Source organism: Mesorhizobium sp. WSM4844 (genome assembly GCF_055811775.1).
In genome coordinates, this window is sequence record NZ_JBVVQB010000001.1 from 137,928 (window position 1) to 158,857 (window position 20,930).

Annotated in this window: 18 protein-coding genes; 11 read left to right on the top strand and 7 right to left on the bottom strand. The window is 61.5% G+C overall.

Annotated elements, in window-relative coordinates; translation table 11 throughout:
- Window positions 1–36: 36 nt before the first annotated feature.
- The 3 genes from AC0L2A_RS00645 to rnk all read right to left on the bottom strand — a co-directional run bounded on the left by AC0L2A_RS00645 (window position 37) and on the right by rnk (window position 1,951).
- Complete coding sequence (locus AC0L2A_RS00645) at window positions 37–480, bottom strand: SRPBCC family protein (RefSeq protein ID WP_091590744.1); 444 nt, start codon at window positions 478–480, stop codon at window positions 37–39.
- Window positions 481–530: 50 nt separating this feature from the next.
- Complete coding sequence (locus tag AC0L2A_RS00650; protein ID WP_091589871.1) at window positions 531–1,010, bottom strand: VOC family protein; 480 nt, start codon at window positions 1,008–1,010, stop codon at window positions 531–533.
- A 479-nt stretch (window positions 1,011–1,489) separates the two neighbouring features.
- Window positions 1,490–1,951, bottom strand: a complete 462-nt coding sequence (gene rnk, locus AC0L2A_RS00655) for a nucleoside diphosphate kinase regulator (protein WP_473519747.1) — start codon at window positions 1,949–1,951, stop codon at window positions 1,490–1,492.
- 374 nt (window positions 1,952–2,325) lie between these two features.
- Here rnk and AC0L2A_RS00660 point away from each other — a divergent pair, with 374 nt between their 5' ends.
- Both AC0L2A_RS00660 and AC0L2A_RS00665 read left to right on the top strand, forming a co-directional pair.
- The gene (locus AC0L2A_RS00660; RefSeq protein ID WP_473491643.1) at window positions 2,326–2,571 is read left to right on the top strand and encodes a type II toxin-antitoxin system Phd/YefM family antitoxin; all 246 of its coding nucleotides are present in this window, start codon (window positions 2,326–2,328) and stop codon (window positions 2,569–2,571) included.
- Between the two features lie 311 nt (window positions 2,572–2,882).
- On the top strand, window positions 2,883–4,346 hold the full coding sequence (locus AC0L2A_RS00665; RefSeq protein ID WP_473607126.1) for a DUF6600 domain-containing protein: 1,464 nt from the start codon (window positions 2,883–2,885) through the stop codon (window positions 4,344–4,346).
- A gap of 65 nt (window positions 4,347–4,411) precedes the next feature.
- Here AC0L2A_RS00665 and AC0L2A_RS00670 read toward each other — a convergent pair whose 3' ends face one another.
- Window positions 4,412–4,840 (bottom strand): diacylglycerol kinase, encoded by a 429-nt coding sequence (locus AC0L2A_RS00670; protein WP_473607127.1) that lies wholly within the window; start codon window positions 4,838–4,840, stop codon window positions 4,412–4,414.
- Window positions 4,841–5,165: 325 nt separating this feature from the next.
- Between AC0L2A_RS00670 and AC0L2A_RS00675 the strand changes: the two genes are divergently transcribed.
- On the top strand, window positions 5,166–5,333 hold the full coding sequence (locus tag AC0L2A_RS00675) for a DUF1127 domain-containing protein (RefSeq protein ID WP_473607309.1): 168 nt from the start codon (window positions 5,166–5,168) through the stop codon (window positions 5,331–5,333).
- Window positions 5,334–5,443: 110 nt separating this feature from the next.
- On the opposite strand, the gene AC0L2A_RS00680 is transcribed toward AC0L2A_RS00675, so the two are convergent.
- Window positions 5,444–6,154 carry a response regulator gene (locus AC0L2A_RS00680; RefSeq protein ID WP_287217395.1) on the bottom strand — a complete coding sequence of 237 codons (711 nt, stop codon included), beginning with the start codon at window positions 6,152–6,154 and terminating at the stop codon, window positions 5,444–5,446.
- Between the two features lie 69 nt (window positions 6,155–6,223).
- Window positions 6,224–9,913, bottom strand: coding sequence for a PAS-domain containing protein (locus AC0L2A_RS00685; RefSeq protein WP_473607128.1), 3,690 nt, complete (start codon window positions 9,911–9,913; stop codon window positions 6,224–6,226).
- Window positions 9,914–10,255: 342 nt separating this feature from the next.
- On the opposite strand from AC0L2A_RS00685, the gene AC0L2A_RS00690 reads away from it, so the two are divergent.
- Window positions 10,256–11,638, top strand: a complete 1,383-nt coding sequence (locus AC0L2A_RS00690) for an FAD-binding oxidoreductase (protein WP_473607129.1) — start codon at window positions 10,256–10,258, stop codon at window positions 11,636–11,638.
- A gap of 704 nt (window positions 11,639–12,342) precedes the next feature.
- Window positions 12,343–12,612: a hypothetical protein gene (locus AC0L2A_RS00695; RefSeq protein WP_091589880.1), complete on the top strand. Its 270-nt coding sequence runs from the start codon at window positions 12,343–12,345 to the stop codon at window positions 12,610–12,612.
- Between the two features lie 197 nt (window positions 12,613–12,809).
- On the opposite strand, the gene AC0L2A_RS00700 is transcribed toward AC0L2A_RS00695, so the two are convergent.
- On the bottom strand, window positions 12,810–14,519 hold the full coding sequence (locus AC0L2A_RS00700) for an ABC transporter ATP-binding protein (protein ID WP_473607130.1): 1,710 nt from the start codon (window positions 14,517–14,519) through the stop codon (window positions 12,810–12,812).
- 162 nt (window positions 14,520–14,681) lie between these two features.
- Here AC0L2A_RS00700 and AC0L2A_RS00705 point away from each other — a divergent pair, with 162 nt between their 5' ends.
- The 6 genes from AC0L2A_RS00705 to AC0L2A_RS00730 all read left to right on the top strand — a co-directional run bounded on the left by AC0L2A_RS00705 (window position 14,682) and on the right by AC0L2A_RS00730 (window position 20,876).
- Window positions 14,682–14,966 carry a DUF2218 domain-containing protein gene (locus tag AC0L2A_RS00705; protein WP_091589882.1) on the top strand — a complete coding sequence of 95 codons (285 nt, stop codon included), beginning with the start codon at window positions 14,682–14,684 and terminating at the stop codon, window positions 14,964–14,966.
- 28 nt (window positions 14,967–14,994) lie between these two features.
- Entirely contained in the window at window positions 14,995–15,897 is a 903-nt protein-coding gene (locus AC0L2A_RS00710) for a siderophore ABC transporter substrate-binding protein (RefSeq protein ID WP_473607131.1), read from the top strand.
- On the top strand, window positions 15,894–16,874 hold the full coding sequence (locus AC0L2A_RS00715; protein ID WP_287301443.1) for an ABC transporter permease: 981 nt from the start codon (window positions 15,894–15,896) through the stop codon (window positions 16,872–16,874). The genes AC0L2A_RS00710 and AC0L2A_RS00715 overlap by 4 nt, the downstream gene beginning before the upstream one ends.
- On the top strand, window positions 16,867–17,841 hold the full coding sequence (locus tag AC0L2A_RS00720) for an iron chelate uptake ABC transporter family permease subunit (RefSeq protein ID WP_473607132.1): 975 nt from the start codon (window positions 16,867–16,869) through the stop codon (window positions 17,839–17,841). The genes AC0L2A_RS00715 and AC0L2A_RS00720 overlap by 8 nt, the downstream gene beginning before the upstream one ends.
- Entirely contained in the window at window positions 17,838–18,596 is a 759-nt protein-coding gene (locus AC0L2A_RS00725) for an iron ABC transporter ATP-binding protein (RefSeq protein WP_473607133.1), read from the top strand. The genes AC0L2A_RS00720 and AC0L2A_RS00725 overlap by 4 nt, the downstream gene beginning before the upstream one ends.
- Before the next feature lie 300 nt (window positions 18,597–18,896).
- Window positions 18,897–20,876, top strand: a complete 1,980-nt coding sequence (locus tag AC0L2A_RS00730; protein ID WP_473607134.1) for a TonB-dependent receptor domain-containing protein — start codon at window positions 18,897–18,899, stop codon at window positions 20,874–20,876.
- Window positions 20,877–20,930: the final 54 nt, after the last annotated feature.

The following is a 20,930-nucleotide window of genomic DNA, read 5'->3' on the forward strand; positions in this document are numbered from 1 at the left end:
CTTGTTGTCGCAGCCGGATGAGATCACGCAGACGGTTTATTGCGTGATTTCGGGCTCGACGAGGTGAGCAAGCTTGCGCAGCGACTCTTGCCAACCGAGATAACATGCCTCGACCGGGATCAGATCGGGCACGTTCTCCTGAACCACCGTCATCTCCGTTCCGACTGAAACGGCCGTCAACGTGACGGTCACTTTCATCTCGCCCGGAAGGTTCGGATCATCGAACACGTCGCTGTAGACGAGCGTCTCGCCGGGGACGAGTTTCAGATAGGTGCCGCCGAAGGAATGGCTTTGCCCGGTCGTGAAGTTTCGAAACGACATTCTGTGCTTGCCGCCTTCCGTCGCCTCAAGCTCATGCACAGTACAGGTAAAACCGAAGGGCGGGAGCCAACTCGCGACCGCGTCAGGTTCCAGAAATGCGCGGTAGACCTTTTCGGGTTTGGTGGCGAGAACCCGGTGCAGTTTAACTGTGTTGGGCATGATCATCTCCATTCGTTGAGTTCACCAGGGCGTCGTTGCTTTGGATCGGGTTAGCCTGCTGCTGCGGCTTCCAGCGCCGCGATATCGATTTTCTTCATCGTCATCATCGCCTCCATCGCGCGCTTGGCCTTGGCGCGGTCGGGACTGGTCGTCAGTTCCATCAGCCGCTTCGGCGTGATCTGCCAGGAGAAGCCCCACCGGTCCTTGCACCATCCGCAGGCGCTCTCGCTGCCGCCGTTTCCAACGATCGCCTTCCAGTAGCGGTCGGTCTCTTCCTGATCTTCGGTCAGCACCATCAGGCTGACGGATTCGTTCGCCTTGAAATTCGGGCCGCCGTTCAGGCCTATAAAAGACTGGCCGAGCACTGTGAACTCGACCGTCAGTTCATTGCCTTCCTTGCCGCCGGGATAGTCCGACGCGGCCGCATTCAGCCGATCCACATGGCTGTCGGGAAAGGTGGCGGCATAGAACTCTGCCGCCTTGCGTGCTTCGCCGTGGTCGAACCACAGGCAGGTCACGAGTTTCGTCATATCTAATCTCCTCGGTTCTTGGGGGTATTTGTTCGCGCCGCGACTGCCAGATCTCAGTCGAACCGGCCCTTGGGCGCCTCGCCAGCCAGAACGGGACCGATGAACACCATTATAAGGTCGGCCTTGATCACATCGTCCGCAGATGTGTCCGATGATCTAAGCTCTCTCACGGTTTTTTCACCTGGTCTCGTTGCTTCCTGTCCAAAGGACGAACAAGTGGTGCGCCTCCCGACAGCCAACCTGTTATTTTTTTGCCACGCGGCAAGGCCCACCTAACCCGAGTCGATCCATCCAACCGCCGGCTGGTAAGAGCGGGTCGGCGTAGGGCCGGGCCGTTTGCTTCAGCACCGGTTGTCCATATCACGAGGCGTTCGTGGAGAAGGCGCTTGAGATCCTCGGCGCGTTGATGCCCGCCGTTTTCGCGGAAACAAGCAACAACCTAAAGCGCGCCGCATGAGGCCGGTCAAACGCGACGCGCTTTAGTCGCCCGCCGTCGTCGAAGGTGCTGGTGCACGCTGATCGGATGCATCGCCTTCCCGAACAGGCCGGTTCACGGCAAGCACCGACAATTCATGCCGGCGCCCATCTCGCGCGGTCCACATGATCGACTGTCCGGCCGAGAGGCCGATCAGGGCCGTGCCGATCGGCGTAAGGATTGAAACCTTGCCTTCGGAGATGTCCGCATCGCCAGGAAAAACCAGCGTCACCGTTTTCGCATCACCGGTATCGGGCTTGAACGTCACCGTCGAACCCATCTGGACGGCGCCCGCGGAGATCAAACCATCGGAAACGATGCGCGCTCGCTCGAGTTCGGCGAGCAGGTCATCGGAAGCCTGCGGATTTCGTGCGGCCACGGTGCTCGCAAGCGCCGATAAACGCGCATGGTCCGATTTCGAGATGCGGATGGTCGGCTTGCGCCGCGCCTTGATGTTATCTTGCATTTTCGAATACTCGTATTCTCAGTTGAGCGGGCTGCCTCAAGCATGGTTTAACTGGCCAATTCGAGGCAGATCTTGCTCAAAACCGATGCCCCAGAGCCGGTGCTGGCCTGCCTACGTTCGATGTCGATTTTTAGTGGTTGCCCCGCGGCCCGGGGCATATGGCAGCCGAGCCGGGGGTTACGATCCCGCGATGGGGCAAACCCGGAAAAGAAAATCGCGACGGATCTTTTTTGTGGCGTTCATATAACCGTAGTTGGTGCCGAGATCGGGGAAGTCAAGACGACCCTGTAGCAAGGCGCGGCCTTCAGCCCTCTTCGGCAGATGCCCTAAGTTCGGGTAGACTAAGTTTCGTGGACTAAGGCACGGAGTTCGTAATGCGCATCGTCAACATCCACGAGGCCAAGACGCATCTGTCCCGCCTTGTCGACAGGGCAGCCAAGGGCGAGTCCTTCATCATCGCCAAATCCGGAAAGCCGATGGTGAAGGTCATCGCCATTGACGCTCCTGCGGCCGGCGAAACGCGTCGCGTCGGGTTTATGGCCGGGCAGTTTTCCGTTCCGGACGATTTTGATCGCATGGCCGGTGAGGAAATCGAGAAGCTGTTTGGCGGCGACGCGTGAAAGTTCTGCTCTATAGCCATCTTCTGCTCTGGGCGGCGGGCGAGCCCGACAACAGCGCTGCAAGTCTTGCGATTCGCCACTGACGCCACGTTCGCTGCCGATCGCCGGGCTGGGCCGGGGCAGGCTTTACAGTCGATGTGCGATTTTTGCGTCGGGACCCCGCTGCGCACGGCGGTCGTGATCTGGTTCGCCGACCTCATGAAGCAACTCTGATGTTGTTTCCGGTACCATCGTGGTGGTGCCAAGCCGGAACAATTCGACAGCCGGCGAGTTTTCAGGATGAAGGGCGATCTGTTTCGGAGGAAACTGCGATGAAACGCGTCCTTGCCCAAAACGCTGTACGGCTGATGCTGGGCGGCGTAACCGCCGGCTTGTTCACGATCGTCGAGATACCCAACCCGATGGCGCCCCCGGTGGCGCAATCGTTGCTTGTGTCCGAGGCGAGGGCTGCCACCGACGTTTCCATTTCGATCAGCACATTCTACGATGAACTGTCTGCCCACGGTGATTGGGTTTCGTACCGGGGAGCGACCGTTTTCGTCCCGGTTGATGTAGCTGACGACTGGCGTCCGTATACAATTGGGCATTGGGTCTATACCGAGCAGCATGGCTGGCTCTGGGTGTCCGACGAGCCGTTCGGCTGGGCGACCTATCATTACGGCCGCTGGGGCTATGCCGACGACATCGGCTGGTACTGGGTTCCCGGCACTCGTTGGGCGCCGGCATGGGTGAGCTGGCGGCGCGAAAGGGAGCACGTCATCTGGGCTCCGCTGCCGCCGCGCCGCGATCCCGATCTGATTTCAATCGAGGTGACCGTCGACACCACGCCGGATTTTTACTGGGTCGTGGTTCCCACCCGCGAATTCCTGGCTGACGACATTTCCGTCGTCGTTATCCGTGATGAGCCGGAGTTTGTGCGCATTGTCGAGGCGGCCGAGCCGGCCGGTGAGGTGACGATCCAGAACGAGGTTGTGATCAACAAAGTCATTGATGTTGATGTGATCGAGAAGGAGACGAACCAGCAGGTGACCGTCGTCGAGGTCAGCGAGACCGAGACGCCCGAGCAGGCCGGCAAAGTGGAAAACAATACGGTCACGGTCTTTGAAGCTGAAGTGAAAGCCGATCCCGAGGCCAAACCAGCTGAGCTCAAAGACATTGAGGAGGTGAAGCAGGTTCAGGCAGCCCGGAAGTCGAAGCCGACCGAAGGCGCAGCAACGACCGAACAGGCGCCGGCGACCGACGAAGAGGCTACGCCGGAAGAGACCGCCAAGCCTGAGGAGCCGACGAGCGAGGAGCAACCGGCCGCCGAGCAGGAGCAGGCCGAGCCCGAACAGGCGCCGGATGAAGAGGTCAAGCCGGAAGAGACCGCCAAGCCTGAGAAGCCGACGACCGAGGAGAAGCCCGCTGCCGAGCAGGAGCAGGCCAAGCCCGAGAAGCCGAAGGCCGAGGAGCAGCCCGCCGCCGAGCAGGAGCAGGCCGAGCCGAAAAAGAGGGCCAAGCCTGAGAAGCAGAAGGCCGAGGAGCAGCCCGCCGCCGAACAGCAGCAGGCCGAGCCCGAACAGGCGGCCGAGCCCGAGAAGCCGAAGGCCGAGGAGGAGCAGCCCGCCGCCGAGCAGCAGCAGACCGAGCCCGAACAGGCGGCCGAGCCTGAGAAGCCGAAGGCCGAGGAGCAGCCCGCCGCCGAACAGCAGCAGATCGAGCCGGAACAGGCCGAGCCCAAACCACAGCAGCAAGAAAACAAGGCGTGCGATCCGCAGACTGGGGCGAACTGCTAGGTGGGTGGGTACAGACTACAGGCACCGCGATCGTTCCACCGCGGTGCCTGCTGCGAGCCGAGCCTTCATTGGTCGCGGTTTTTGGCAACCCCGCCACCCGCCGTAAGCCATTTTGCATCGAACCAGCGGTCCGCTGGCCCGTCATAGGGCAGACGCGTGATATCCCAATGGCTGACGAAGCGCGCATAGGCGTCCCACACTGGTGGACCGCCGCCGATGAAGACGACGCGGCCGGCAAAGCGCTGGAGTGTGTCCTCGGGATCCATGCTGGAGCGAACGACGACAAGGTCCCGATCAGCGCGAGCAAAATCCGGAACGCTCGCGATCGTCTTGGGACCGGCGAGCAAGACATGTCCTCTGGTGAGGTCGAAAAATCGTGCAACGTCGGCGACGAACTCCGGCGACCGGTTGCCTTCCCAGGGAAGGCCCCCTTTGAGGCCGAGCTGCCCCGCTTGGCCAATGGCACAGACAACTCTAACGACAGTCTTCTTCATGCGTACTCCACCGATAGCCGGTCTGGTCGCATTCGCAACGCTTGCACGTCATGCTGCGCCACGCGCTTTTTGTATCAGACCCAAACAGCCTCGAACGCGCAGCCTTACTCCGCTGCGGCTGGCTGGTCCACCGCCTCGTTGAAGAGGTGGTTTTGAATGTCGTCGGCCGGACTATGGAACTCCTTCTCACAAGTCCATCCCGACACTGAAACAAACGAAACACTTCGAGTTCGGCGCGGAAAAACGCCTGAAACAGCGATGGTTTAAATCCAATGGCACCGCTGCATCCCGCGGCGCCAATCAATGGAGTATTGCGATGTTGAGAATGCGAGCAGCTTACCGCTCATTTCGGAATTACCGGATTCACCGCATGGCGGAACGGACCCTTGCGGCAATGGACGATGGCCTCCTGAAGGACATCGGGATCAGCCGGTCCGAGATTGGCTTGGTGGTCCGCGGCTTGCAGCGTGGCCAAGAAGACAAGACGGGCTGAGTCCATCGCCACCTTCTGGCGGCGTCGGCCGCCAATGCCCCATCTGGCGGCCTCCGCCGCCAATGCCCATGAGACGGGCGATCCGCGTTGCCAGGCCAAGGCGGCAGCGCTCAGGAATAGAGGTAACCCATGCCGCGGATCGTCCTGATCACCTCCGGCTTGGAGGGATCGGCCTCGATTTTCTTGCGCAGGCGCGAAACGCGAATGTCGATGCTGCGATCGAAGGGATCCCATCCGCGGTCATGGGCGAGTTCGAGCAGTTGATCGCGGTTGAGTACGCGTCCGCGATGTTCGCTGAATACTTTCAGAAGCCGGAATTCCATCGGGGTGATCGCTATTTCGACCCCGTCGGCGTTGTATAATTTGTGTGCGTCCGGGTCGAAGCGGCACTTGCCGAACTGGACCTGGTGAGGGCCCGAAGTACTCGCTTTCCCCGCAGCGCGTTCGCTCGCCGATGTTCGGCGCAGCACCGCCTTGACCCGCGCCAGCAGCTCCCGCAGGTCCACGGGCTTGGCGACATAGTCGTCGGCGCCAATCTCCAATCCGACAACGCGGTCGACGATTTCCGCCGATCCGGTCAGCATGATAATGGCGACGTCTGAGTGCTCTCGTAGATATCGCGCCAGGGAGAGGCCATCCTCACCTGGCATTCGGATATCCAATATGACCACATCGACGTGCTGGCTCTCAATAAGTTCACGCAGGGCAGGCCCCGCGTTGGCGGGCGTCACGGCATAGCCATGGTGCTCCAGATATTCCGCTACCGTGTAGCGGATATCCGGTTCGTCATCGCAGACCACTACATGTGCGTGCGTCGTCAAAATCGACCACCGAGCAACCAGCCTAATGGATAAGCTGCCTCTAAAGTGACGTGCAAATCAACGGGTCTGTCAAGCATTGTTGTTGACCAGATTTGAGACAAACGAACGGAGCTCGTTCGGTTTGATCGGTTTCTCAAGGTAGGGCCGTTTCGCGGCGCGCAGGAACATCTGCGCGTCCGGACTGATCGTGTCCCCTGTCAGGAAGGCTAACCTGTCGAGTTCGGCCGGATGGAGCTTGGCAATCTGGTTGAACAATCCCCGTCCGTCCATATCAGGCATTTTCAGATCGCTCAGGATCACCGCGAAAGTGCGGTTCTTGAGGTGCAGCAGCGCTTCTTCGCCGGATTTGGCAATGGTGACGTTGAAACCATCTCGCCTGAGCACCTCAGCAACCAGCTCACCCACTTCCTCTTCGTCGTCCACCACCAGACAGGCAATGCCGGTTGAATTCGGGAGCTCGTCTTCGGCCGTTTCGGTTCCTTCGTCGAGACGGTCCGAAGCAGGCAGCGAAAGTATGAAGATCGAGCCACCCCCCTCGGGGGATTCGACCTCGATGGTTCCGCCATGGGATTGAACGATCCGATGACAGAAGGACAGCCCGATCCCAGTCCCTGCCCCAATCTCCTTGGTCGTGAAGAACGGCTCGAAAATGCGGGGACGTATCTCTTTGGGAATTCCCGGACCCGTGTCGGCAACGCTGACGACTATGTTGCCGGTTGTGGGATGAAGCCGCGTTGAAACCGTGATTGTCCGTCGTGCTTCCCAGCCGTGCAACGCCTGTTCTGCATTGACAAGCAAGTTGATCAGCACCTGGCCAAGCTGATCGGGATCCGCCCAGATCGGCGGAAGACCAGGTTCAAGATGAACTGAAAGCCCGATGTCCGACGATCGAATCGAATAGCTCGCCACTTCGACCGCTTCGGAAATAATGTCATCGATCGCAACGTTTGAGGTTCGCGTCGGCTGCTGTCTGGCCATAGCCAGGAAAGTCTTGACGATCCTGGCGCAGCGTTCGGCTGCCTTGCTTATCTTGTCGGCGCGTTCCACGACCTTGGCGTCGGCAGCGGTCTCCTTCAACAGCGATGACAGGCCAAGCACCACCGAGAGCGGGTTGTTGAGCTCATGCGCCACGCCGGCCAGCAATCCACCGAGCGCCGACATTTTTTCGTTCTGGTGCAGCGTCTCGCGCTGCCGCTCCAATTCCTGCTGCATTTCGATACGGTCGGTGAGATCGTAGGCGTGGGAAACGATCACTTTCTCACCATGGTAATCGATCAGTCGAGACGAAATCGAGCACCAGCAGGTTCCACCGCCCTTGCGTTTGAGCTGGGTTTCGAAATCGTCGACCAATCCCGTCGCGAGCAGCCGCTCAACGTATCGCCTCCGCTCTGAAGGGTCGACATAATAGTCGACGGCGCTGGTGACGTCGCCGAGCAGATCAACGGTGGCGGGGCTGCGGTAAAGCAGCTTCCCGTCATGCGCACGGGTCATCTGGATGTTGACGGGGCAGGCTTCGAGGACTTTACGGACCAGTTCGTCCGCTTCCTTGGCGGCCTCCTCGGCCCGCTTGCGCTCTGTAATGTCGACACGGGTGACCACGAACCCGCCTTCGCGGGTCGGACAGTTCGAGACGAAAAACCAACGCCCGTCCGTATGACGGAATTCCTGTTGCCGGAATTCGCGGCGGTCCCTTGCCCTCTCGGCAAGCCAGTCGTCGATCTTGTCGCGTGGAACCGGAAACTGGTTGCGCTCTGCGGTCACGCGGAGGAAATCGAACCAGTTCACCCCGGGAACGAGCACATCCGCGCTTATCGCGTGCATCTGGCGGTACCTGCTGTTGGCCAGCACCAGGCAATCGTTCCTGTCGTAGAGGGCAAACCCTTCGGCCAGAGATTCGATGGCGTCGATCAGCCGCTCGTTGGCCTTGCGCGTTTCTTGCTGGGCGGTGATCATGTCGGTGATATCAGTCGTGTTCGACACTATCACCTGCCTTCCCTGGAAATCGATCAAGCGAGCGGAAATCGAAGCCCAGAAGGCCTTGTTCTCGGTGTCGTACTGCTGGACCCGAAAATCATCGATCCTGCCCTTTTCGATCAGGGTGCGCTCCAATATCGCGCTATTGTCTGGATCGACATACTGGTCGGTTATCCGAGGACGGTCGGCGTAGAGATCTCTGGTAGCAGGATTGCGGTAGAGCGTTTCTCCCTCGAACGTGGTCATGCGTATCGGCGAAGGGCAGGCATCGAGCACCTTTTGCAGCAGTGTCGTGGCGTCGCGCTCGAAAGCCTCGGCCTTCTTGCGCTCGCTGATGTCGGTGCGCGTTACGACGAAGCCGCCAAGATCGGTAGGATGTATCGATACCGAGTGCCATTTGCCGTCGGAGAGGGGGACCTCGAAATGGGAGTGGAACTCGATCCGGCTTTGGAGCCGCTCGTCGAGCCACTCATCCTCGCGCCCAACCGCATTGCGGTACACGCCGCGCCTGGCGGATTCGCGAAGGAGTTCGTTCCATTCCACGCCCGGTTCGACGAGATCCCGAACCGGGCGGTTCAGCTCGCGGTAAAGGCTGTTGCACATGACCAGGCGGTGGTCTTCGTCGTACAGCGCGAATCCCTCGGAGAGTGATTCAACGGCGTCCGCGAGCATCTCCCGCGCCGCGGCGACTTCGCCGTCACGCTTCTTCTGCTTGGTCACATCGGCGATGCCGGCGAGAACCACTCGCCGGCCCTGGAATTCGACGATCCTGAGATTGCCCGTGGCCCAGAACTCCTGGCCATCGGGTCTTTTGAGGAGCACCTCGCAATTTTCGACGACGCCCTTTTGCATGAGTTCCCGATTGATTTCCCGGTGCTTCTCGGGATCGACAAAGTAATCGCCAAGCCGCACCGTCTCGCGTTGCGCCTTCTTGCTCCATCCAAGCAGCCGTTCGGCAGCATTGCTCTGGTAGATGAGTTCCCCCGAACTTGCGTCGTTCATCCATACCGGCAACGGATGATGCTTGATCAGGAAACCGAACAGATCCTCGCGCTGCTTGCGTTCCGTGATGTCCAATACGCCGATGATGAGCGAGGGGCGCCCGCCGTAGACGCCGCGACGGCAGTTGGTCGAACACCAGACGGCCGATCCGCTTGTGTTTCTAAGCTGGATTTCGTGATCCCGGACGATCTCGCTGTTGCTGGCGAGAGAACTGATTTCATCGAATTCGCCAGAATTCACGAAATGATCCGTCAGGAACTGCGGCTCGTTCGGCGTCCATTTTCGGCCAAGCAGGTTGGACGCATCGAGGCTTTCGTAAAGGATCTGCCCGCTTCCCGCGTCCACCACCCAAACCGGCAGCGGGTGACTGTCCGTGATGCAGCGGAATATCTCAGCGTTCTCCTGGTGCGCGATCTGCGCCCGCTTCATCTCGGTAATGTCGACGCTTACCAGGGCCATGCCGCCATCCGGCCGAGGATGTGCGGTGAGCAACTTCCACCGGCCATCCAATGTCTCAGCTTCAACTGGAGCGTCGTCGATTTGCGTCCATCGCGCCGCGGCGCTTTCAACAAATGCGTTGCCCGGCTCGATGGGGCGGCCGTCGAAACTCTTTAGACGTGAGAGGGCTTCGGCGACTGCGGCAATGGCGTCCGTCGGCTGCATCTCGCCGCGGTCGAGCCACCGGCTTCCAAATATCTGCGGATTGCTGTCGACGAGAACATGGTTGGCGTCAAAAAGGGCATAGCCTGTGTGTGTGGATGGCACCGGATTATCAGGCCGCATGGTCGTTCCCTTTGTTCGCGTGATCCCGCGAGGGCGGATAATAGCCCCTCTTTGTTTCAGCACGCGTTCGGCCGACGCGTGATTTGTTTCAACTGTTTCGGCGCGTGGGAGACATCGCCGGCGCTGACGTGTCGCCTGTCATCCCCGTGGGGCGCGCGCTGAAACAAACGAAACACTCCCACCACACCACAGAAAAACGCCTGAAACGAAGGCGGTGTAGGACAAGAACAGCCGCAGATGCGGCAGATTCAACCGGCGAAGCGCAAATGTCCAGCGCCCAGGATGAACAATCTAGTCTTGGCGAGTGTCGACGCGTCTTGCTCTGAAACCTGAGGGTTCAATATGGATAAGCCAGTTACTTCCCACGATTTCCCCGACCGGCTCCTCGCGAGCCTTATTGACCAAAACCATCCGGCCTATGAAGAGGCTCGCGGGCTCTACAACGCCATGATCGACAAGCGGCCGCGCTGGATCATCCCCTGCGCCGAGGTCGCCGATGTCGTCGCGGCAGTCAATCATGCCCGGGAGAAGCAGTTGCTTCTTGCCATTCGCGGCGGCGGCCACAGCGGTCCGGGCTTCGGCAGTTGCGACGGCGGAATGGTCATCGACATGTCGTCGATGAATCGGGTCGATATTGATCTCGGGACCAGCACGGTCCGCGTCGAGGCCGGCTGCACCCAAGGCGATGTCGACCGCGCCACCAGCGCTCATGGGCTGGCGGTGCCGGCTGGCCTCGTCTCGTCCACAGGCATCGCCGGACTGACGCTGGGTGGCGGCACTGGCCATCTAACGCGCAAACACGGCCTCACCATCGACAATCTGCTTGCGGCCGAGGTCGTGCTGGCCGACGGCAGCGTCGTGACGGCAAGCGAGGACGAACACCCGGAGCTGTTCTGGGCGCTGCGCGGCGGCGGTGGCAACTTCGGCGTCGTGACGCGTTTCACATTTCAGGCGCATCCGGCGAAGGATGTCTATGCCGGGCCGATCTTCTTCGACATCGAGCATACCGCAGAGATCATGCGCTGGTACCGCGGCTTCCTGCCCGGAGCGCCGCGAGAGCTCGGGATATTCTTCGGCATCAAGACGGTGCCCTCCTGCGACCCTTTCCCGCGCGAGATCTGGGGAAGGCGCGTCTGCGCGCTGATCAGCTGCTACAACGGCGCGGAGGAGGACGGCATCCGGGCGATGCAGCCCGTGCGCGACGCGCTTCCCGGGCCACTGATGGACGGTATGATGCAAATGCTCTTCGTTGATCTGCAGGCGCTGTTTGATCCGCTGCTGCCGAAGGGCTTGCAGTGGTATTGGAAGGGCGATTATGTCGACGAGCTGTCCGATGCGGCCATCGCAGCCCATGCCGAGCACGGCTCGAAGACGCCGAGCGAACTGTCGCTGATGCATCTCTACCCCATCGACGGAGCGGCCCAGGAAGTGCCTCCGGACGCTACCGCCTGGGGAGCGCGGCGAGCGCGTTGGTCCATGGTTATCGCCGGCATCGACCCCGACCCGACGAAGGCGCCCGCGCTGAGGCGCTGGGCAAGCGAGTATTGGGCCGCGGTGCACAAGCACAACCCGCATGGTGGCGCCTATATCAACTTCATGATGGATGATGAAGGCGAGGCGCGTGTACGCGCCGCCTACGGCGCCAACTATGAGCGGCTCGTCGCGGCCAAGCGCCAATACGATCCGGCGAACCTCTTCCGCGTCAACCACAACATCCGGCCGTAAGCCGAGGCTGAGCCTGTCCGTCCTTGGGTCGAGCCGAGGCGGACAGGCCTGTGGCATGCGCAAGCCGGTGTCGCGCCATCGAGGACGACCATCCACAAAATGCGTCCCGCCCCGTCGCGCGTGCCTCTGAAACAAACGAAACACTCCCACCGCGATGCAGAAAAACGCCTGAAACGAAAGCGGTGTATGACAGTAAGATCCGAAGACGTGGAAGAATAAACCGACGAAACGAAAATATCCAGAGCCTAAGACCGAACATCTAGGCTTAGCGAGGGTCGACATTTTTTGCTCCGAAACCTGAGGTTCAAAATGCATAGGCCAGTTGCTTCATACGATTTCCCCGACCGGCTCCGCGCGAGCCTTGTTGGCCAAAACTACCCGGCCCATGAAGCGGCTCGCCGGCTCTTGCAACGCCATGATAGACAAGGGGCAGACGTCAACCCCGCTACGCGACGGCTGATCGGGAACAGCCGCCATTCGTACGGCCGCGCTGACACTGCCGATTGGTGATGATCTCGGCTGCCATTGGGCAGCCCACCGAACAGCGCACGAACGCAACAAGCGACCGTGCGCTGAACAACCTGCCGCCGCACATCCAGGAGGATAGCGGTTGGTCGGTTTGGCATGAAAAGACGGCCTCATCGATGCGGTGCGGGGCACGGCGCGTCGAGGCCAAACGCTAACCCTCAAAATGGAGAATTGAAATGCTCAAGATCGTTCTTGCCACTGCCACCTTGCTGTTTGCCTCCGGCATGGCTTTTGCCGGCAGCGACCACTATGGCTCCGACTACAGCCATGGCTCCTTCTATCCGAAGACCGGTGACCATTCGATGGCGTCCGACAACGGCTACGCGCTCGACCCGAGCGGCACAGCGAGTGTCGACACGACCGACAGCGCACCGACCTCGGCAGGAAAATCGATCTTCGATAAGCCCGCACCGGGTTACGGACAGGGGATGTGGGGCAGCCGATAACAGCGTTCGGCCACACGGTCGGGGTTCGACTTCCAGGCGGCGGGCTCGCCCGCCGCTTGGAATCACCTCACGCCCAGCGCAGGGAAGATCCTTTTCGATCTCGCACCGTGGGCTGGAGCGGGTTTGGTTGCGCAGCCCGATCGGGTGCGTTTCAGGAGAACTCTCCTCGGCCCAAGCTTTGAGAGCTGCATCATCATTTAATCTGAAGCCGCGCCCAGTCGTGAGTAAGCGCCGCCGCGCGCCACCAGTTCATCATGCGGACCTTGTTCGACAATGCCTGTATCGGCGACCACCACGATGCGATCGGCATTGCGGATCGTCGCCAGCCGGTGCGCGATCACCAGCGTCGTTCGGCCCTGCGCAAGCTCTGCCAGCGACTGCTGGATCTCCCGCTCGGTCTGCGTGTCGAGTGCCGAAGTCGCCTCGTCCAGGATGAGGATCGTCGGGTTCTTCAGGAACATACGCGCGATTGCCAGGCGCTGCTTCTGACCGCCCGAAAGCTTTACGCCGCGCTCGCCAATGATCGTATCGAGGCCCTCCGGCAGCGAGGCGATGAGTTCGTCGAGGCGCGCACGGCGCGCGGCCTCGACGATCTCGCTCTCGACCGCGTCCAGCCGCCCATAGGCGATGTTCTCGCGGATCGTGCCGCCGAACAGGAACACGTCCTGCTGCACGATACCGATCTGGCCGCGTAACGAGGCCAGCGTCATATCGCGGATATCCAGACCGTCGATGGTGATGGCGCCGCTGTCGACCTCGTAAAAACGCGGCAGCAGCGAGCACAGGGTCGTCTTGCCGGCGCCGGATGGCCCGACGAAGGCGATGGTCTGTCCTGCTGCGATGTCGAGATCGATGTTCTTCAAGACCGGCCGTTCGCCGCTATAGCCGAAAGTGACATCCCGGTAGCTGATGTCACCCCGGAGCGTCGGTGGGTCAAATGCACCGGGCCGATCCGCGATGTCCGGCTCAGTGTCGAGGAGGGCCGCATAGCGGCGAAATCCGGCGATGCCTTTCGGATAGGTCTCGATCACCGAATTGATCTTGTCGATCGGCCGGAAGAACACATTGACCAGGAGCAGGAAGCCAACGAAGCCGCCACTGGAGAGTTCGCCGCGCAGCACGAGGTAGCTTCCGGCGATCATCACCACCAGTTGGATCAACCGCATGCTCATGTAGCTCAGCGACGTGCTTGCGGCCATGATGCGATAGGCATCGAGCTTGGTTTTGCGGTAGCTGGCGTTGTCGCGCGCGAACAGGTTGCGCTCGTGGTCTTCGTTGGCGAAAGCCTGCACCACCCGCATGCCGCCGACATTCTCCTCGATGCGAACGTTGAAATCGCCGACCCGCCCGTAAAGCGCCTGCCAGTTGCGCGTCATGCGCGCGCCATAGCGGCTTGTCACCCAGGCGACCAGCGGCACAATTGCCGCCGTAATCAGCGCAAGCTGCGGGTTGACCAGGAACATCAGCGCGAAGGCGCCGATGAACGTCATGATCGCGATGAACAGGTCTTCCGGGCCATGATGGGCAACCTCGCCAATTTCCTCCAGGTCCTTGGTGACCCGGGCGATGAGGTGACCGGTCTTGTGATTGTCATAGAAGCGGAACGAGAGCTTCTGCAGGTGATCGAAGCTCTTCCGGCGCATCTCGGTCTCGATGTTGATACCGAGCATATGGCCCCAATAGACCACGACCGCCATCAGTCCGGTGTTCACGACGTAGATGGCAAGCAGGCCGGCCGACGCAGCAAGGATCAGCAGCCACTGCTGAGTCGGCAACAGCTCGTCGACAAACAGCTTGACGGCCATCGGAAACCCGAGTTCCAGCAGGCCAGACAGAACCGCGCAGCAGAAATCCAGGATGAACAGACCTCTCCAGGGGCGGTAGTAGGCGAAAAATCTGCGCAGCATGGGGACGCTTTTTCTGTTCGAAGGTCTGGCCTGCCAGGAAGCATGGCTATGCGAGGGCTGTCGTTAAAGGCATTTCTTGCGGCGACTGCTCAGCGCCGCCGAACTTGTCCGAACGGATAGCTTACGATAAGTGGAGTGTAAACATCATATTATGAGGTCTCCATGCTGACTGCGATCACGCGCTGCGAAACGCCGAATGCGGGCAAATATCTCCAGCAGCTTTGCAAGCATTTCGCGCACAAGGTCGAGGTCGCCTATGGCGATGGGCATGGGCAGTGCCGGTTCTCCTGCGGCACGGCTACCATGAATGCCGGTCTTGAACGGCTGGACATAGTGGTGGAAGCGGCCGACACCAAGGCGTTGACCGAGACCAAGCAGGTCATTGAGTCGCATCTCGTCCGGTTCGCCTTCCGCGAAAATCTCCAGCCGCTGGCCTGGCGCGATTGAAGCGTCGTTTGCGACACGGAGCATGCTCATGAGATGGCTCAAGTCGGTCCTGGCCTTGCCGGCATTGGCGCTTTTCCTCGTTCAGGCGTTCGCAACCGAGATCGAGACCGCGAAGGGCCCGGTAACGGTCGGCAAGACGCCGCAAACGCTCGCGGTGTTCGACATTGCGGCGGTCGATACGTTGAACAGCCTGGGCGTGAAGATCGCCGGCTTGCCCGATAAGCTCTATGTGCCCGAACTCGCCGGGTTGAAGGACGACGCGGAAATCGTCGGCACCATCTTCGAGCCCGATCTGGAGGCGCTGAGCGCGCTGGCGCCGGACCTCGTCATTGTCGGCGGGCGCTCCTCGCCGCAACTGGCGGCGACCAGCCGGATTGCGCAGAGCATCGATATGACGATGAATGGCGATGATCTGTTCGCGCAGGCGAAGCAGCGCCTGACGGCCTACGGCGCTCTCGTCGGCAAGCCGGCCGAGGCGGCGGCGCTTGCTTCGGAACTCGATGAGGCGCTTTCGTCGACACGTGCCGCCGTCAAGGGCAAGGGCACGGCACTGATCCTGATGACCAGCGGCCCGAAGGTGACCGCCTATGGCAAGGAGTCCCGCTTCGGTTGGCTGCATTCGGCGCTCCAGCTCACGCCGGCGGTCGAGGGTGTCGAGGCCGCGACCCACGGCGAAGCGATCTCCTTCGAGTTCCTCCGCGAGGCCAATCCGGACTGGCTTATCGTGCTCGATCGCGCCGCGGCGATCGGCTCGGGGGAGCAGAACGCCAAAGCGACGCTGGACAATGAACTGGTGGCCGAAACCACAGCCTGGAAGAAAGGGCAGGTGGTCTACATGCCGGCAGCCGATTTCTACATCGCCGCAGGCGGCGTCCAGTCGACGAAGCGCGTGCTTGAGATCATTCGAGACGCTTTCTCGCGGACCCAATGACCGCCGGATCGCTTGGCTCTCAAGGCTTCGCCTATCAGGCAATCGGCGCCGCAACCCTGCTGGCGCTGTTTGTGGCCAGCCTGTTCGTCGGCGTCGGAGAGCTTGCCATAGGCAGTCTGGCCTCCGATCCGGAAGCCTTGCGGCTGATCATGATCAGCCGCTTGCCGAGGACGTTGGCGGCACTTCTGGCCGGCAGCGCCCTGGCCATCGCAGGGCTTGTTATGCAGACGCTTGCCCGCAACCGTTTCGTCGAGCCTTCGACGGCTGGAACCGCGCAATCCGCGGCACTCGGCATACTGGTGGTGACGCTGGTTTGGCCCGATGCATCGCTTGGCTGGAAGGCAGCCGGCGCGGCGGTGACCGCTCTCGCCGGGACATCCGTTTTCCTTATGCTCGCGCATAGGTTGCCGCCGACACAACCTTTTCTCGTTCCGCTGTTCGGATTGGTCTATGGCGGCGTCATTGGCGCTGCCGCGATCTTTGCTGCTTGGCACCTGGACCTTCTGCAGTATCTCGAAGTGTGGATGACGGGGGAGTTTTCCGGCATCCTGCGCGGGCGCTATGAACTGTTGTGGGTTGCGGGCGCACTGGTCGTATTGGCCTGGTGGACGGCCGACCGCCTGACGATGCTTTCGCTGGGCAGGGACGTCAGCATAGGGCTCGGCCTGAATTATGCCGCTATGCTTCGGCTCGGCCTTGTCATCGTCTCGGCCATCACCGCGCTGACCGTGGTCGTCGTCGGTACGATCCCGTTCGTCGGCCTTGTCGCGCCCAACATCGTATCGCGCTTCGCCGGCGAAAACCTGCGCCACACCTTGCCGTGGGTCGCCGGCGGTGGCGCGGCGCTGGTGCTTGCCTGCGATATCATGGGCAGGCTCATCCGTTTCCCCTACGAGGTTCCGGTCGGCACGATCCTCGGCGTCGTCGGGGCGGTGCTGTTCCTCGTCCTGCTGCTTGGCCGAAACAGCAATGACTGAAGTTTTGATGCAACGCGGCCTGGTGCGGCACGAGGGCCGCCTCGCGATGATGGCGGCGGTCGCAGTGCTGGTCGGGGTGGCGTTCATGACGATCGGCCTGCGCGGCAATCTCGCCTTCGTGGTCGAACTGCGCGCAGCGCGGCTGGCTGCGATGGTTCTGGTCGGCGTGGCGGTGGCGGTTTCGACGGTGGTGTTCCAGACCGTTTGCGCTAACCGCATCATCACGCCATCGATCATGGGCCTGGATGCGCTCTACGTCTTCTGCCAGACGGCGCTGGTTTTTGCGCTGAGTGGTTTCGGCGTTGCCGGCATCGATCCGCGCCTGCACTTCCTCGGGAATTTCACGGCAATGACCAGCCTCGCACTGGCGCTGTTCCTGCCGATGCTTCGCCAGCGGTTCGACCTGACGCTGATGCTGCTGACTGGCGTCGTGCTGGGCGTGCTGTTCCGATCGCTGACGACGTTGCTGGCGCGGCTGCTGGATCCGAACGATTTCGCCGTACTGCAGGGTACGGTCTTCGCTAGCTTCAACGCGGTGGAACCCGATCTCCTGCTGTTGGCCGGCGCGATCACCGTGGCGGGTGTCGCCATCGCCTGGCGGGCGCGACATGTTCTCGATGTGCTCGCGCTGGGCACCGACACAGCCATTGGGCTCGGCTTGGCGTGGCGCGGCACGGCTGCCGGGCTGCTGGTTGTTGTCGCCGCGCTGGTGTCGGCGTCGACGGCGCTGGTTGGACCGATGGCGTTTCTGGGGCTGCTGGTGGTTTCGCTCACTGAGCGCATCGTCGGCACCAACCGGCACGCCATCCTTCTGCCGGCAGCCGCGCTCACGGCGATAATCGTGCTCGTCGGCGGCCAGACAATCCTCCAGCATGCTCTGGGCGGGGAAGGCAGCCTCGGCATCGTCGTGGAGTTTGTCGGCGGCATCGTGTTCCTCGCCATACTGTTTGCCGGGGGCCGGCAATGATCGAGATTGCAGGCGTCTCCCTGGCTCTTGGCGGCAGCCGCATTCTGGATAATGTCAGCCTGACCGTGCCGAAGGGCGGCGTCACGGCGCTTGTCGGACCGAATGGCGCTGGCAAGTCCAGCCTGTTGTCGTTGATCGCCCGCCTGCGGCCCCTGCAAAGCGGCCGCATCACCATCGACGGGCTGCCGGTCGATACGACGCCGAGCCGGCAGTTGGCCACGATCATGGCCATCCTGCGACAGGATCCCGGCGTCGCAAGCCGCCTGCGTGTCGCCGAACTGGTGGGGTTCGGTCGTTTCCCGCACAATCGCGGGCGGCTGACCGCGAAAGACCGCGAAATCATCGCGGCGTCCCTCGAACAGTTCGATCTCAGCGACCTGGCGCTGCGCTTCATCGACACCTTGTCAGGCGGGCAACGGCAGCGCGCCCTCGTCGCCATGACCTTCTGCCAGGGGACGGATTACATCCTTCTCGACGAGCCACTGAACAACCTCGACATGTTTCATGCAAGAAACCTGATGCGGACGCTGAGACGCATCGCCGACGAGCACGGCAAGACGGTGCTCATCGTGCTGCACGACATCAATCATGCAGCCTCGTACGCCGACCGCATCGTCGCGATGAAGGACGGCGCCGTCATCGCATCGGGCGAAACCGGCGACATCATCCGGCCCGATATACTGGAGAGCATTTTTGGCTTCGCGATGCGGGTCGAAAACATCGCCGGTCGGCTGACCGTCCTGCACCACGCCTGAGAATCTGCACCACGCTGAGAATGCTTCCGCGACTGCAGCGCTCGAAGAGCGCAGCAGTTACAACGGCTTGCATAACTGGATTTTTATTATCAAGTTTATTGCCGCAGCGCAACCGATGGGTTATGGCAGTCCCAACAGGCGCGGTTCGCGCCAGCCGGGGCTACCGTATTCGAGGGGATTTAGCCGATGTCATCAGATCTGTTGCGAGCGCTGACCGTCAGCACCGCGATGTCTATTTTCTTGTGTCCCGAAGCGCTGGCGCAGTCTGCCCCCGCCCCGGAAGCGGAAGCCGGGACGACCATGTCCGAAGAAAATGAAGAAGCCCAGGCTCCGGCCGGGGGCACGCAACTCGACACCATTCTCGTCGTCGACGTGGGGGCGGGCGCCAACGCGACGGCCGGCGCCAACCTGATCACCATCGACCAGCAGGAGATCGACCGCAAGAAACCGCAGGATTTGAGGGAGGTGTTCTCCGGTGAGCCGCAGATCGCCGTCGGCGGCGCGATCCCCAGCACGCAGAAGATCTACGTCAACGGCGTCGATGAGAACAATCTGGCCGTGACCGTCGACGGGTCGCGACAGAACAACAAGGTGTTCCACCACAACGGCACCTATCTGCTCGACCCGGCACTTCTAAAGGCCGCGTCGGTGCAGGCAGGCGTCGCGCCGGCCGACGCCGGTCCGGGCGCGCTCGCGGGCTCGCTTGGATTCGAGACCAAGGATGCGGTCGATCTGCTCGAACCCGGCCGCAATTTTGGCGGTTTCGTCACCGGCATATGGGACACCAACAGCGAGACGTTCACCACCGGGGTGAGCGGCTTCGGCCAGCAGGACGGCTTCGAGTATCTCGGCTACATCAATTACGGCCGTGGCGGCAATTTTACCGCCGGCAACGGCCAGGAGATGCCGGGGACCGGAACCGATCTGATCAGCGGGTTGGCCAAGATCGCCTATGAGAGCGTCGAGGGCCATCGTTTCGAGCTCAGCCACGAGCAGGTCCGCGACGATGCGCTGCGCCCCTATCGCGCCAACGTCTATATCGACCGAGGCGCCGAGCCTGAACTCCGGAACTATGATCTGCGACGCCAGAACACGGTCTTTACCTATACGGATACGTCGCCGGAAGGCTGGTGGGACCCCAAGATCGTACTCGCTTACAGCCGCACCCAGATCGGGACACTGGAAACGGACCGCACCGACGCCAATATCGTGTCGCCGACCGACGGCGCGACCAGCAGCTTCAACGGCAAGGTGGAGAACCGCTTCGCGCTCGACATCGGCAGCGTCACTGCCGGCTTCGATTTCTACAACGACAGGGCGGAGCTGGATTATCTCAACTCGACCGAGCCGTTCTTCACGGACGAGCGCGCCACCAATATCGGCGCCTATGCCCAGGCGCGCCTGGAGCCTTTCGACCGCACCAGGATTTCCTTCGGCGGGCGCGCCGATCACCAATGGTTCACCGGCGTAGACGACTCGGACTGGAACAACGCCGGTATCAGCGGCAACATTTCGGGCGAGTATGACCTTGTGCCGGAGTTCCTGACCGTAAAGGCCGGCACCTCGCATGTCTGGGGTGGCGTTCCGCTGGCGGAAAACTATCTGCAGAACCCGCTGTGGACCTATGGCGACGGCCCGGAGCCGGTGACCTCAAACAACTATACGGCCGGTCTGGAGGCGCGCTACAACGGTTTCACCTTCGAGGCGAACGTGTTTCGCACCGACATCAACGACGCGCGCCTGCCGGTGTTCGGACGTGGCGCGCCAGTACCTGCCTTCACATCGATCCGAACGCTCGATCTCGTTTCCAAGGGCTGGGAGATCGGCGGCCGCTATGATTGGGACGCCGGCTTTGTCAGTGTGAAATATGCCGATATCAATGCCGACGTCGACGGCAAACCGGCCGATACGGAGATCGGCCGCTATTTGACGACACCTCTCGGCCAGATCGTGATGATCGGCGCTGGCTACACATTCGACGATTGGGGCGTCAAAGTCGGTGGCGACATCGAGATCGCCTTGAAGACCGACAGGACGCTGGTGCGGCATCCAACCGATCCGACAAGCGAGAAGAAGGAACTGCCGGGCTATGAGGTGGTGAATGCCTATGTCGAGTGGACGCCGCCTTCGAAGCCGAACTTCACGCTGCGCGCCGACGCCCTCAACATTTTTGACGAAGCCTACACCGACCGCGCGGCCTACGGGCAGGATTTCGTCGGGGTGGCGCCGCACTACGATCCTGGCCGCTCGTTCCGGCTGAGCGCCACCGCGCGCTTCTGACGGCTGGTCCATCAAGATCGCGGCCTCGAAAGCCGACCGGCGCGCCGGCAACGC